Origin of the sequence: Psychrobacter cibarius, assembly GCF_016107535.1 — a bacterium.
In the GTDB taxonomy this organism is placed as follows: domain Bacteria; phylum Pseudomonadota; class Gammaproteobacteria; order Pseudomonadales; family Moraxellaceae; genus Psychrobacter; species Psychrobacter cibarius.
Genome location: NZ_JABASQ010000002.1, coordinates 99715 through 114514, shown reverse-complemented (window position 1 = coordinate 114514; position 14800 = coordinate 99715). Strand labels below are relative to the sequence as shown.

At 43.4% G+C, this 14800-nt stretch carries 9 protein-coding genes; 6 read left to right on the top strand and 3 right to left on the bottom strand.

Going from position 1 to position 14800, the window contains the following annotated elements; all coding sequences use genetic code 11:
* Positions 1-58: 58 nt before the first annotated feature.
* Positions 59-988, bottom strand: a complete 930-nt coding sequence (locus tag JFC08_RS02480) for a DUF808 domain-containing protein (RefSeq protein ID WP_198329591.1) — start codon at positions 986-988, stop codon at positions 59-61.
* A 413-nt stretch (positions 989-1401) separates the two neighbouring features.
* Between JFC08_RS02480 and JFC08_RS02475 the strand changes: the two genes are divergently transcribed.
* The 5 genes from JFC08_RS02475 to JFC08_RS02455 all read left to right on the top strand — a co-directional run bounded on the left by JFC08_RS02475 (position 1402) and on the right by JFC08_RS02455 (position 7358).
* A complete protein-coding gene (locus JFC08_RS02475; RefSeq protein ID WP_198329590.1) occupies positions 1402-2256 on the top strand; it encodes a DsbC family protein in 855 nt (284 codons plus the stop codon).
* 270 nt (positions 2257-2526) lie between these two features.
* Positions 2527-3885 carry a homoserine dehydrogenase gene (locus JFC08_RS02470; RefSeq protein ID WP_198329589.1) on the top strand — a complete coding sequence of 453 codons (1359 nt, stop codon included), beginning with the start codon at positions 2527-2529 and terminating at the stop codon, positions 3883-3885.
* A gap of 96 nt (positions 3886-3981) precedes the next feature.
* A complete protein-coding gene (locus JFC08_RS02465) occupies positions 3982-5163 on the top strand; it encodes a thiolase family protein (protein ID WP_193836941.1) in 1182 nt (393 codons plus the stop codon).
* Positions 5164-5591: 428 nt separating this feature from the next.
* Positions 5592-6440, top strand: a complete 849-nt coding sequence (locus JFC08_RS02460; protein WP_198329588.1) for a DUF2382 domain-containing protein — start codon at positions 5592-5594, stop codon at positions 6438-6440.
* A 261-nt stretch (positions 6441-6701) separates the two neighbouring features.
* Positions 6702-7358: a YsnF/AvaK domain-containing protein gene (locus JFC08_RS02455; RefSeq protein WP_227697605.1), complete on the top strand. Its 657-nt coding sequence runs from the start codon at positions 6702-6704 to the stop codon at positions 7356-7358.
* Positions 7359-7431: 73 nt separating this feature from the next.
* On the opposite strand, the gene JFC08_RS02450 is transcribed toward JFC08_RS02455, so the two are convergent.
* Together JFC08_RS02450 and secA are read right to left on the bottom strand one after the other, a co-directional pair.
* Positions 7432-7965 (bottom strand): hypothetical protein, encoded by a 534-nt coding sequence (locus JFC08_RS02450; protein WP_198329586.1) that lies wholly within the window; start codon positions 7963-7965, stop codon positions 7432-7434.
* Positions 7966-8252: 287 nt separating this feature from the next.
* On the bottom strand, positions 8253-11030 hold the full coding sequence (secA, locus tag JFC08_RS02445; protein WP_045443474.1) for a preprotein translocase subunit SecA: 2778 nt from the start codon (positions 11028-11030) through the stop codon (positions 8253-8255).
* A gap of 492 nt (positions 11031-11522) precedes the next feature.
* On the opposite strand from secA, the gene mutS reads away from it, so the two are divergent.
* On the top strand, positions 11523-14648 hold the full coding sequence (gene mutS, locus JFC08_RS02440) for a DNA mismatch repair protein MutS (RefSeq protein WP_198329585.1): 3126 nt from the start codon (positions 11523-11525) through the stop codon (positions 14646-14648).
* Positions 14649-14800 lie beyond the last annotated feature (152 nt).

Genomic DNA, 14800 nt, shown 5'->3' with positions numbered 1-14800 from the left:
GGGCTTTTTTACGAAATAAAATGACAAAAAATATAAAGCTAAAGCACAGGTAACCGACTTAGTGTGCAGATGACGCTGTGTCGTCCTTTCCACGAATTTTACTAATAACTGTGAAGATAGCCACAACCGCAGCGCCAATGATAAAACCAATGACGCCGTTTAATACCGTTGTCGTTAAGCTTTCAAAGATACCCGTTAAATCAGCGATATCCTCTACTCCATGATGTAAAAAGCCGATACCGTGTACTAAGATACCACCGCCTACTAAAAACATTGCCAACGTGCCAGCGATAGATAGAAACTTCATCAGTTTGGGTGCCGCTGCAAACATTAACTTGCCCAATTTTTGCTTGAACGCCCCTTCTTGTTCCATTAAATGCAGACCTGCATCGTCTATCTTCACGATACCAGCAACCAAGCCATAAATACCAATCGTAATACCGATGGCTAAAATAGACAGCACCAAGCTTCGTTCTAACAAAGTGGCGCTTGCCGTTGATCCCAAGGCAATTACGATAATCTCAGCTGACAGAATAAAATCCGTACGTACTGCACCTTTGATCTTTTCCTTTTCAAAAGCGACCAAATCTATAGTCTCATCAGCATTGGCTTGCCGACGAGCATTTTGCTCCTCATCATGCGGCAAAGCATGTGGCCAAAATCGATGAATGACTTTTTCAGCGCCTTCATAAACCAAAAACAAACCACCACACATTAGTAAAAAAGTGACCAGCGGTGGATAAACAGCACTAATCAAGAGTGCCGCTGGTACTAGAATAAGTTTATTAATAAATGAGCCTTTGGCAACCGCCCAGACCACTGGTAGCTCACGATTGGCTTTGACACCCGTGACCTGTTCTGCGTTGAGCGCCAAATCATCGCCCAATACACCAGCGGTTTTTTTAGCAGCGACTTTGGTCATGACGGAAACATCATCCAATATCACACTGATATCATCAAGTAGGGTTAATAAACTGGCACCTGCCATGTGTACTCCTTAGCAAAAATTTATTGAAATAAAGGGTTAAAAATAACTGATACCAATAGTTTTATAGGAATTTTTATAAAAACACTGTTATTAGCCGTAGACTACAAGGGCAAGCGTCGATATTAAATAGTACGAATGTATCTTATTTTTTTGAATTGACGTTTATGCCTACTACTATTATTGCTACCCTAACCTCCCTATATCACCTCATAGCCTGTGGCTGTTATTTGCCATAAATATGTTAATATAGGCGACATGATTACTTACCTTTTATAATTATTAAATTGTAAAAAAACCTTTTAATTTTAAACCTTTAAGACAATATCGCTACGTATTGCTTTATATGGAAATTTAGTATCATTTTTCTTAAAACGACTTCACGATTAGGCACGATGCCTACAGGACACCTATATATGTCATCCCCGATTGCAAAAAACACCTTTGCTCAAAACCGCTTTTCTCGAAATAATTTATCTCGCTTTATGATGAGTGCACTGCTTGTTGTGGTTGCTACGGGCTGCTCAAACAATGCAGCAGATGCGACTAGCAACACCAGTATCGTCAATAATACCGATGCTAAAACCAGTACGAGTAAGGCATCCGATAATAGCGATGCTGCCGTGGTAAAGGCGTTGCAGGCGAATTTGAATACGTCCGGTATTGAAGAAAATATCATTTCAGCCGTACCAACAGATATGGATGGTATTTATTGGGTCACAGTGGAAGGACTGCCTTCTTTCTTTACTGATAAGTCTGGCAAACACATTATCCAAGGTCAGATTATTGCTGTTGGTGAGGCTCTGCCTGTCGATATCAGTGCGGCATTGGTTGCTAGTACCGCACAAGAAGCCCTAAAAGCCGTCGATAAAAAAGACATGGTGATTTATCCAGCCATAGGCGAAACGAAGTCAGTGGTCTATGCCTTTACCGATGCAGACTGTGGTTATTGTCGTAAACTGCATGAAGAGATGGATGATATCAATGCACGTGGTATCGAAGTACGTTATTTGGCATGGCCGCGCAGTCAGGAATCGGTGCCAAAAATGGAAGCCATTTGGTGTAGTCAAGATCGTAAGGCGGCAATGAATCAAGGAAAAATGGGCGCTGATGTACAAGCGCCTAGCTGTGCCAGCCCTGTACAAGAACACATGGCACTGGGTGCAAAACTTGGTGTGCGTGGTACTCCCGCTATCTTTACAGAATCTGGTCAGCAAGTAGGCGGCTATCTACCTGCGGCGGAGTTGGCTCAAGCTGTCGGTGCTAGCTAAAATTTATTATTTTTTCAGGTATTTGTGATATCTATGACGGTGGCGACATTGTGTAGACGTCACAACTGCTTGTCGGTATGATACGATAAAGCGCTATGAAAAATCAGCAGCATACTTTTTATTTGAGTATTTTTTATTCAACTGTAATGAAAAATCGATAAAGCTGCGACTGTCAAAATGCACGCAACTACTACAGCTAGTAGCGCATGTGCATTTGACTCTGTGACAGCGTTACCATTGGTTCATTATATTTAACCTCTTGAGGATACTGTGAGTAATTCCATCAAACTAGCGATACTTGGTCTGGGCACCGTCGGAACGGGCGTGATCAATCTAATCAATGACAACTTAAGTGAGCTAAAACGCCGTAGCGGACGCGACATTATCATTACCGAAGTTGGTACGCGCCGTCATCGTGATGATATTGATCCCAATATTATGCAAAACAGTGACTTGATGGCAACTGCTGCAAGCGACAATGTCGATATCGTCGTCGAGGTGATTGGCGGTACGACCCTTGCCAAAGACGTAATTATGCACGCCATTAAAAACGGCAAGCATGTGGTGACTGCAAATAAGGCGCTATTGGCAGAACATGGCAACGAAATCTTTGCCTTTGCTGAAGAGCATAACGTCCATGTCGCTTATGAAGCAGCAGTCGCAGGCGGTATCCCTATCATTAAGGTAATGCGCGAAGCGCTCGCTGCCAATAAAATCGATTGGCTAGCAGGTATCATCAACGGTACTGGCAACTTTATCATGACCGAAATGCGTGACAAAGGTCGCCCGTTTGCCGACGTGTTGAGCGAAGCACAAGAATTGGGTTATGCAGAAGCAGATCCGACTTTTGATGTCGAAGGTATTGATGCGGCTCATAAACTGGCATTACTCGCCTCTATCGCCTTTGGTATTCCGCTGCAATTTGATAAGGTCTACTGTGAAGGCATCACTGGTATCACCTTACAAGACGTCAACTATGCGGAAGAGCTTGGCTACCGTATCAAGCATTTGGGCTTTGCCGTACGCCGTGATGGTCAAGGTAATGATGAGGCTTCTGGTATCGAGCTGCGCGTGCACCCAACGCTCATTCCGCAGGATGCGTTACTCGCCAACGTCAATGGCGTAAAAAACGCCGTACTGGTCAACTCTCATCCGCTTGGACAGACGCTATATTGCGGTGATGGTGCTGGTGCTGGCGCAACCGCTTCTGCGGTAATGGCCGATGTGATGGATTTGGTGCGTGTTCTAGGTAGCAAAGACAGTAACGATGAAAGCAACAGTAATCAAAACAACCACGGTCACCATGTGCCGCATTTAGCATTTATCCCTGAGCAGCTATCAGACACGCCCATATTGCGCGCTGAGCAGATGATTACCGGTTATTATCTGCGCGTACATGCTTATGATAGCCCTGGTGTCTTGGCAGATATTACTCGCATTCTAAGCGATGCTGGTATCAATATCGATGCGATTTTACAAAAACCTGCGCACAAAGTTGGTCAAGTTCCGGTTATTATCTTGACGCTGCCCGTGGTCGAAAGTCAGATGAATCTAGCCATCGAAAAAATTGAAAAATTAGAGACCATTACTGATAAAGTAGTACGCATTCGCTTAGATGAGCTAGCATAAAGCCCGCAGTTATTGAGCCTAAAAGATGCTATCTAGTCCGCGTTTGGTTTTAATTAAAACAAACTCATTTAAAATACGTAAAAAGGAATAATAACGATGTCAAATGATGCAATTGTAATTTTAAACGGCGCACGTACTCCAATGGGCGGCTTCCAAGGCGCACTAAAAGATATGAGCGCAACGGAACTTGGTGGCGCTGCTATTAAAGCCGCTGTCGAACGCTCAGGTGTGGCAGTCGATAGTATTGATGAAGTCATTATGGGCTGTATCTTGACCGCAGGCTTGGGTCAAGGTCCTGCGCGTCAAGCGATGCGTAATGCAGGTTTATCTGATGCAACTGGCGCTGTCACTATTAACAAGCTTTGTGGTTCAGGGCTAAAAGCAGTCATGCAAGCACATGACGGCATCAAAGCAGGTAGTTTCAATGTGGCAGTCGCTGGTGGCATGGAATCAATGACTAATGCGCCATACATTATGCCAGGGTCACGTGGCGGCTACCGTATGGGACATAAAGAAGTCAAAGATCATATGTTCCTAGACGGTTTGGAAGATGCTGAAACTGGCAAACTGATGGGTATGTTCGCACAGGAAATGGCCGATGAAAAAGGCTATACCCGTGAGCAAATGGATGCGTTTGCTATCGAATCGCTAAATCGTGCGCTCACTGCTATCAAAGACGACCACTTCAAAGATGAAATCACGCCAGTGACTTTTAAAACCCGTAAAGGCGAGCAAACCGTCGATACCGATGAGCAACCAGCGCTTGCTAATGCTGAGCGTATCCCTACTCTACGTCCAGCCTTCGCCAAAGATGGCACCATCACGGCAGCAAACGCCAGCTCAATCTCAGACGGTGCGGCAGCGGTTGTGGTCATGAAAGAATCGCAAGCGAAAGCTGAAGGCCTTGATTATCAAGCGCGTATCGTTGCAACCGCATCAAACTCTCGTCACCCAAGCGAATTTACCATTGCTCCGATTGGTGCAATTGAAAAAGTATTGGCTAGTGCTGATTGGTCAGTCGCTGATGTTGACCTATGGGAAATCAACGAAGCGTTTGCAATGGTAACCATGGCGGCGATGGACGAGCTAAAAATCGACCATGCTAAAGTAAACGTCGAAGGCGGCGCTTGTGCACTCGGTCATCCAGTAGGCTGTTCAGGTGCTCGTATCTTGATCACGCTTATCAACTCTCTCAAGCGTACTGGCGGCAAAAAAGGCGTTGCGACACTTTGTATTGGTGGCGGTGAAGCCGTGGCTGTTGCTATTGAACTTGCTTGATACTCAAGCAGATTAATTAATCGATTGATATGTTAAATTAGCTTTTATCATTATCATTTATTATAAAATTTTCAAAATATCAGGAACCGCATCGCTATTTGCTTTGCGGTTTTTCCGTGTCTATGACTCTTAAATAAGCTAGGAATATTGCTCTGTGTAAAGACACGTTAATCTTTGACCCCAGCTATGTTATGCCACTTACAGCCTATTACACGCAATTACTTCAAGCGCACACTTTGCTACCTTGCTCATATATCTCATCGAAAATCATGATGTTAAGATTCTTACAAGTCGATGTAGAGGCTACTCACATGGCTTGCTACACACTTTATTATAAAAATATTTTTACTAGAAATTTAACTTTTCCAAAACAACGATTGTTTTTAAAATAATTAATAATGATTAACTCATAAAAAAGGAAGACAACAATGAGCCAACTAATTCGTTTAAAGGATATCCAAGCTACTCATAAAGATTTAATCGGTGATGATTATTATGACCCAACAGGTAAAACTGCTTACGGCGTCAATGAAGAAAAAATCGGTAAAATTGAAGGTGCATTAGTAGAAGATACCACTGGTCGCATTCGTTATTTGATCGTTGATGCAGGCGGCTGGTTCAGCTCAAAAGAAGTATTAGTACCAGCAGGTCTGGCACGTATCGTTGGTGATGACGTATTCTTTGACAGCTTGACCAAGGCTCAAGTCGATGCCATGGAAGTATATGACCATGATTATCAGTATAGCTACAAAGATCAGTATCAAAAGGATCGTCAAGCATTTGTCGCTGATACTGTTCCAGTTGCAGAGCGTATGGAGATTGCAGACCATGCCTATGACGCACCAAACACACTAGAGCTATTAGAAGAGCGCTTGACCGTCAATAAAGATCGTATCGTGGCAGGTTTGGTTAAAGTTGGTAAGCATATAGTGACCGAAGAGCGTAATGTCGATGTTGAACTAGAAGAAGAGCATGCTAATATCCAGCGTACTAACGTAGATCGTCCAACAGATCGCCGTATCGGTGACATTGATGGTAATCAAACCATTGAGGTTGAACTAGAGGCTGAACGTGCCCGCGTTGGTAAAGACACTTACGTATCTGAAGAAGTGAATGTCGGTAAAACCACTGAACGTCATACTGAAACTATCGTTGAGACTATCCAACGTGAAGAATTGGATATCGATCGCGATGGTAACGTAGTAGACCGCGAAGGTAACATAATCGACCGTGATGGTATTACTGCAGAAGACGTACGCCGCGCTCGTGGTATGTAATACGCTAAACCGTCATACTGTTTGGCTCTCATTAAAAAGTAAGATTGCCGAGCAATATATGACCGTAATAAGCAGCTAAGTATTTTTACTTAGTGAATTAAGACCAGAGCATGCCTCTGGTCTTTTTTTGCTTACTATACTCAAAAATACTTAGGAATTAAAAATACTTAATGACATCTGATAATGCTAACCTTGCAAAATCTGCAAAAACGACTTTTAAATATTGTATAACGATTATTTCTTAAAGATAAGGACATTATGATGACTACCAATCACGACGACAGCATCCAGAACGATAGCTTTCTAAAAGAGGGTTTACATAACAAGCAAGTGACACCAAACGCTATAACTTCCCCAATTGATAGTAATAATGGCACAGTAGATTATGACATAGAGAGTAATGATATAAGCAGTAATGACATAGATAAGAGCAATCATAATGTTGGACACTTGGAGCTATTAGAAGAGCGTCCTGTCATCAATAAAGAGCGTTTAGATGTCGGTAAAGTAACGGTGACCAAGCATGCTCGTACCAAAACTATTGACGTGCCTATTGAGTTGGTAGAAGAATATATTACTATTCGCACTGAATACCACGATGCGAAAAGTCAGGACTTATTGTCAGGCAATTATGATGAAAAGGATATATTACGCCATGTCGAGCCATCGTTAGATAGCAAGGCGGTCGTTATCGTGAATGGTAAACAGATCGAAATTGGTGATGAACCGATTGAAATTGTCCTATCACGTCAAGTGGCTACTATTACTAAAGACACTTATGCTATCCAAGAAATCGATATCAATAAAACCACTCATACCCATACAGATAGTATCCAAGTAGTGCTTAAGCATGAAGAATTAGATGTGAAAGAAGAGGGATTTTTGGCACATGAGTCTAGTGCCACTCCTCATAAATAATTTTTCTGACTCATTAAAACTAGACATAAAAAAAAGCAACGTTATCGTTGCTTTTTTCTTGATTGCTTACTTATTATGAGGTTTTTTTACATTCATAAGTGCTGACGTTCGCCGCATCTGTACCTGCTGTACGCATCACACCCGTCTCACGCGCTTCGTGTGCTACACGCCACTGGGTAAAGCCCTGACTACCATCAATAGCAGTTGCTACTTCGAACACTTCTGGATTACTGGCATCATTGGTTTTATTTAATGTCACCGTACCCGTATCAGTCGCGATGACTACTTGTTTGGCATCTTCTTTATAAGTTGCATTAACTTTCAGCTCGGGTGAGCACAGATAGGCTATTTGACTGACGCCACTATTGACCGAAGCTACGGTATCATCCTGTACTTCACTAAGCGATGCATCCGCTGTATCGACAACCACCTCATTAGGCTCAGCAGGTTCAGCGGACATCGGTACCGTTTCTTCGCTATGAGCACCATCATCTATACCCGCTTCTGTCTCTGACTGTTGTTGACAAGCACTAAGCGTCAGAACGCCAGCAAGTAAGCCAGTCAGCGCCACAGAAGTACGCAATTTTTTTAATAATTCTATAGTCATAACACTTTCCCCAATGAATATGTTAAACACTATAACGTGTCCATAAATTCACGCCTATGTTGAATTTGTAAGTAATCAATACGAAATATAGCCAACACGTTTGTGAAGAGTCAACTTTACTATCTACAAATAATATAGTCGATTCAAGATGATTTAGAGACAAAGAATATGAGCAAATACAGAAAAGCCCTTATCTAAAGTAGATAAGGGCTTTTGAGACTAACGAATATTAAAGATATATAAGCAGCAATGCTTAGCTTTTTATTATCAATATTCGTTTATGAATGCTATATTTTACCATGACATTGCTTGTACTTAAGACCTGAACCACAAGGGCATGGGGCGTTACGACTGATATTCATACCAGCGTATGGGTCTGCCTCATTGGCATTATTACCACTACCCACAATAGCACCTGCGACCGCACTACCAGCAAGATTACGATTTTGCGCGGCGGCTTTTTCAGCTCCGCTATCCATATTATCAATATCACTATGCTCGAACTGCATTTGCATATGAGCAGCATTCTCACGCTGCTGTATTTCCAGCGCTTCTAGCTCTTCTTTAGTCGGAATATGGACACGTGATAAATCTTGAACGGTCTCAGATTTAATTGCGCCAAGCATCATTTGGAACAGCTCAAATGATTCACGCTTATATTCTTGCTCAGGGTTTTTCTGTGCATAACCACGCAGATGAATGCCTTTACGCAGCTGATCCATTTGGGTCAAATGCTCTTTCCAATGCTTGTCTAAGCTCTGTAGCATAAAGTGACGCTCAAGCTGAGCAGCATCTTTTTCACCCATCTGCTCACGGCGGCTATGATAGCGATCGATAGCTGTTTGGATGATTTTGGCACGCAACCCTTCTTCATCTAAGCGGCGATCTTCATCGAGCCAATCATTGATCGGCATCGCAATCTTAAATTCATTTTCAAGCTCGTCTTCTAAGCCATCAATATTCCATTGGTCATCGATAGAACCTGGCGGAATAAACTGGTTAATCATGGCGTTATAAACTTCTTCGTGCATAATCTCAATGGCTTCAAGCAAGTCCATCTCTGCTAGCAAGTCATCACGCTGACCATAGATCACTTTACGCTGCTCATTGGCGACGTCATCATATTTCAACAGATTTTTACGCGCATCAAAATCGCGGCTTTCTACTTTACCTTGGGCATTTTCAATTGATTTTGAGACCATTTTATGCTCAATGGCTTCATCTTCTTTAAGGCCCATGGCACGCATCATATTTACGACGCGGTCACCAGCAAAGATACGCATCAAGTCATCTTCGAGCGATAAAAAGAAACGCGACATCCCAGGGTCACCTTGACGACCGGCACGACCACGTAGCTGGTTATCGATACGGCGTGATTCGTGACGCTCAGAACCAATGATATGCAAACCGCCAGCCGCAACCACTTGGTCATGCTTGACTTGCCATTCTGCTTTTAGGCGTGCCATTTCTTCAGGACTGACCGAATCGATGTCTTCAATAAACGACTGCCAGTTACCACCAAGGATAATATCGGTACCGCGACCTGCCATGTTGGTCGCGATCGTCACAGCCTTTGGACTACCCGCCTGCGCGATGATTTCGGCTTCACGTTCGTGTTGTTTGGCGTTTAGGACGTTATGCTTGACGCCCTCTTGATCGAGCAAATAAGACAACTCTTCACTGGCTTCAATCGTCGCCGTACCAACCAAGACTGGGGCACCTTTGGCTTGAATCTCTTTGATTTCGCGAATGATACCTTTGTATTTTCCTAACTTGGTTAAGAAAATCTGGTCATCCATATCGATACGAGCAATCGGCTCGTGCGTTGGAATCACGATGACATCTAAGTCATAAGTTGATTTAAATTCTGCTGCTTCGGTATCAGCGGTACCTGTCATACCTGATAATTTTTCATACAAACGGAAGTAGTTCTGGAACGTCGTGGTCGCAAGCGTTTGGTTTTCTGCTTGAATTTCGACGTTTTCTTTGGCTTCTACCGCTTGATGCAGACCTTCTGACCAACGGCGACCTGGCATGGTACGACCCGTGTTTTCATCAACGATAACCACTTCACCATCATCGACGATATAGTGGACGTTTTTAACAAATACATGATGGGCGCGAATGGCAGCTTGTACGTGAGCCAATAAGGGCAAACGGCTTGGGCTGTATAAACTTTCATTTTCACCCAACTCACCGACTTCGATTAAGAAGCGCTCAATTTTTTCATAGCCTTTTTCACTGATTTCGATTTGACGATTTTTTTCATCAATCCAAAAATCTTCTTCTTCATTATTCTTATTGGCTTCTTCATCTTTTGAGCGAATCAGCACAGGGATAATGGTATTAATCAGCGCGTACATACGTGAAGAATCTTCGGCTTGACCTGAAATAATCAGCGGCGTACGAGCTTCATCGATTAAAATAGAATCAATTTCATCGATAATACAGAAGTTTAATGGACGCTGCTTTTTCTCTTTTAAACTAAAGACCATGTTATCGCGCAGATAATCAAAGCCATATTCGTTATTGGTACCGTAAGTAATATCCGCTTGATAAGCGTCGATTTTTTCTTGCGGCGGTTGCTGTGAATAAATGACACCGACGGTCATGCCCAAAAAGCCAAATAATGGACGGTTCAATTCAGCATCACGTGCCGCCAAATAATCGTTGACCGTAACCAGATGGACACCTTTACCACTGATGGCATTGAGGTACATCGCCAAAGTACCCATTAGGGTTTTACCTTCACCGGTTTTCATCTCAGCGATTTTGCCTTCGTGCAAGGTGATACCACCGATCAGCTGCACATCATAATGACGCATACCATTGACGCGTAATGACGCTTCACGGCAGACGGCAAACGCTTCTGGTAGTAATGCATCTAAGCTTTCACCTTGTTGGTGCCTTGCTTTAAACTCTTCAGTTTTTTGTTGTAATTGCTCATCAGACAGGGCTTGTACCGCAGCCTCTTGTGCGTTGATTTTGCTGACCACTTTGCGCATGCGCTTTAATTCGCGGTCATTTTTAGTGCCAACCACACTGCCTATAATCTTTGATAACATAATTTTTTGACCTATGGAAATATTCGATAATTAGTGCGCATTAGCCAAAGCTTCGCCCGCTGCCGCCTTGTCATTACAGTCATCACCTGACTAAGTACCTTTTGTTAACAAAGCACTGATTAATAAGGTACTGCCCAATGAAGTGTCGCCTAATGAAGTATCGCCCAATTAAGTGTGACGTCATTATATATGGTTATGACGCCGATGGATACAAGGGCAGCGAGTAGATATTTGCCGACGTAAAAGCGCGGCAGGACGTGCTAAAATAGTACTTACAATTTCACACTTCTTAGTTTTTTGACTGCTAAATTTGCGCGCTATGATGATTCTTTAATAAAGCTATTTTGGTAAAAATTAACCAAAATCTTGCAAATCAACCACTCATAAGCGAGTGTTTTTCTCATCTATTTTTTTACGCTGATCTGTATATACCGTCGTCTATTTAACGCCAGCTGACTAAAAAACCCATTGAAGCATTATAAGAGACTCTGCATGATCGCTAAGCCATCCGCTCAAAACCTTAACGCCGCCAAACCTACTCCGTCGAAGTACGCAATATCAAAACAACAGACCGCAACACCTTTGACCTCCGATCAGTTGATGGTAGGCGATACCGTTTATCATTTGGCAGATCATACGCCGATGATGGTGCAATATCTAACCATGAAAGCCAACTATCCACAAGCGTTACTGCTGTACCGCATGGGTGATTTTTATGAGTTATTTTTTGATGATGCCAAGCGCGCGGCACAAATATTAGACATCACCTTGACTCGCCGTGGTACAGATAAAGCGGGCAATACCATTGCCATGGCAGGTGTGCCTTTTCATGCGGCCGATAGCTACATGGCAAGGTTGATAGCTGCTGGGCAAACCGTCGTTGTGTGTGAGCAAATTGACGAATCAGCCACTGGCACTGACAACACGAATAACCCGTCCAATGCTCCGACGATGGGCGATAAGCAGAAAAAAGATAAAAGTAAATCTGCTGCTGGCAGTATTATGCGCCGTGAAGTGGTTAAAACGCTGACCGCAGGGACAATTACTGATGATGCTTTAATTGCGCCCAATCATACGCCAACTGTGGTCGCCATTGATATCGAGATACCTAAATCGAACAGCAAACAACCTGTGCAAGCTGCCATTAGCCAAATGGATTTAGCCGCTGGAACACTAACGACGCAAACGCTTAGCGCCATCTCTAATAACAGCCATGACGATATTGAAGAATTACAAACGCAAATGCTGACGGTGCTGGCACGCTTTGCGCCCAGTGAATGTATCGTTAGCGAAGCACTTAACGACCGTATCGGCGAAGATTGGATGCTGTGGCTACGTCAACATCTCGACTGTCCGATTATCGAAGTGGCGGCAAATGACTTCCACCGTGAGCATGCCAGCGCAACCCTTTGCCAGCAGTTTGACGTGCAGCGCCTTGAGGGACTAGGAATCAATGACGCACTTCTTGCCCAATCTAGCTGTGCAGCGCTCATACATTATGCGCGGCAAACTCAGCAGCGTCATGTGCCACAACTTAATCAGCTGATCGTTGAGTACAGTGACGACTATTTAATTATTGATGCCAATAGTCAGCAAAATCTTGAGCTATTTACCCCCGTTAGCAGTAATGGTACGTCATTAATATCTGTACTTAATCATTGTCAAACGCCGATGGGTCGACGCTTACTCATGCAGCAAATGAAACGCCCACTGCGTCAGCATTCGCGCATTAATATGCGCTTAGATGCGATAACCAGTTTGTTAAATACTGATAAACAGCCTGAGCAAAGCTCGGGAAATATCTCATTAGTTACCAGCTTACGCGAAACCTTAAACGCTATCGGCGATATTGAACGTATTAGTAGCCGTATTGGGCTAATGAGTGCCAAGCCGCGCGATTTACGTAAATTGGCTGAGGGTATTGCTAGTAGCGCCCAGCTTACGACGCTACTGACGAATGCAGGTATTCGCCATGAACAAGCAGGACTGTTGCCGATGCTAATGCAACAATTGCCTGCGCAGTTACCTGCCATACATTCCGTCGCTGAGCTGATTGAGCGAGCTATTATCGCAGAACCGCCTGCCCATATTCGTGATGGCGGCATGCTCGCCGCAGGCTATGATGCTGAGTTTGATCGCCTGACTCATCTGCATGACAATATTCAAGTGACTTTGGATGAGATGGTGGAACGCGCGCGTTTAGAGAGCCAATTACCTAGCCTAAAAGTAGGCTTTAATAAAGTCAGCGGCTTTTATTTTGAATTGCCCAAGATGCAGGCAAAGAATGCACCAGCACATTTTATTCGTCGGCAAACGCTGAAGAGCAGCGAGCGATTTATCACTGATGAGCTAAAAACAGTTGAGACAGAATATCTGAGCGCGCAAAGCTTAGCATTGACTCGTGAAAAGCAGCTGTATCACGAACTCTTAACTGAACTCAGCAACCATTTAGCCGAACTGCAACAACTCAGCGCTGCGGTTGCGCAAATAGATGTGCTCAGTAATTGGGCGCAGCTGGCAACTATTTATAACTGGCAGCGCCCAGTCATGAATAATAATTCAGAGAATACAAATAGATCCAATACTGGCAGTCAAACCAGTATCGATATAAAAGCAGGTCGTCATGTCGTCGTCGAAGCCGCACTAAACCCTGTTCATACTCACAGCAATACTCCTGCCAAGCATAGCTGCCATTTTGTCGCTAATGATTGTGCATTAGGCAGTGATGAAAACCCTGAAAGACTGTTGATGATTACTGGTCCTAATATGGGTGGTAAATCCACCTATATGCGTCAAACCGCGCTGATTGTCTTACTGGCGCATTGCGGCAGCTTTGTACCAGCTGCGTGTGCTCATATTGGTGATATCGACCGTATCTTTACCCGTATTGGCTCGGCTGATGATTTGGCGGGCGGCAAATCCACCTTTATGGTGGAAATGATTGAAACCGCCAATATTCTCAATCAAGCAACTAATAAGTCGCTGGTGCTGATGGATGAAGTCGGACGTGGCACAGCAACTACTGATGGCTTGGCCATTGCTCATGCTTGCGTCAATCGGCTACTAGAGATTGGCTGTCTGACATTATTTGCCACTCACTACTTTGAACTGACAAAATTGGCGGAAAACAATATAGACAATCACATAGAAAATAATGCAAATTATCATGCCAGCATTCGCAACGTCCATGTCGCTGCCAGTGAAATCGACGGTCAACTGCTACTACTGCACCAAATCAAGGATGGTGCCGCAAGCTCTAGTTTTGGTCTGCATGTGGCAAAAATGGCAGGAATTCCTACCCAAGTACTGGATGATGCCAAGCGCTACTTAGCAGATAACTTGAAATTAGACCCTATTAACGTAGAAAACGTGACAACCGTTGATGACAAAAATGAATTAGCTAAGTCAGTAAATGATAAATGCGAACATATGAATTATCACGAAACAGAGAAAGTAGATATAAACCTTACTAATCATACTCAAGCCATGAATGATATTCCTCAGCAAAATCAGCTGTTTAGCTTACAGGATGAACTTAGCGCGATTGATCCCGATAGTCTAACGCCAAAACAAGCGCATGATTTATTGTATCGTTTGAAGAAAATCATTAGTCATTAAAGGGAATTGTCAATTAGCCTTAAAGGCGTTAAAATGTGCTTTATTTTCCAACTATTCTATGTAGCCCTTATAGTTGATTCAATTTAAAAGAAAGTTAAGGCAACCGAGTGTAGAAGTATCAATAATACTTCAAGCACGGTGAGCATAGTAAC

Excerpts from the sequence above, each read along its gene's own strand:
- JFC08_RS02480 (WP_198329591.1), bottom strand. The coding sequence starts at position 988 with ATGGCAGGTGCCAGTTTATTAACCCTACTTGATGATATCAGTGTGATA.
- JFC08_RS02475 (WP_198329590.1), top strand. The coding sequence starts at position 1,402 with ATGTCATCCCCGATTGCAAAAAACACCTTTGCTCAAAACCGCTTTTCT.
- JFC08_RS02465 (WP_193836941.1), top strand. The coding sequence starts at position 3,982 with ATGTCAAATGATGCAATTGTAATTTTAAACGGCGCACGTACTCCAATG.
- JFC08_RS02460 (WP_198329588.1), top strand. The coding sequence starts at position 5,592 with ATGAGCCAACTAATTCGTTTAAAGGATATCCAAGCTACTCATAAAGAT.
- JFC08_RS02455 (WP_227697605.1), top strand. The coding sequence starts at position 6,702 with ATGACTACCAATCACGACGACAGCATCCAGAACGATAGCTTTCTAAAA.
- JFC08_RS02450 (WP_198329586.1), bottom strand. The coding sequence starts at position 7,965 with ATGACTATAGAATTATTAAAAAAATTGCGTACTTCTGTGGCGCTGACT.
- secA (WP_045443474.1), bottom strand. The coding sequence starts at position 11,030 with ATGTTATCAAAGATTATAGGCAGTGTGGTTGGCACTAAAAATGACCGC.
- mutS (WP_198329585.1), top strand. The coding sequence starts at position 11,523 with ATGATCGCTAAGCCATCCGCTCAAAACCTTAACGCCGCCAAACCTACT.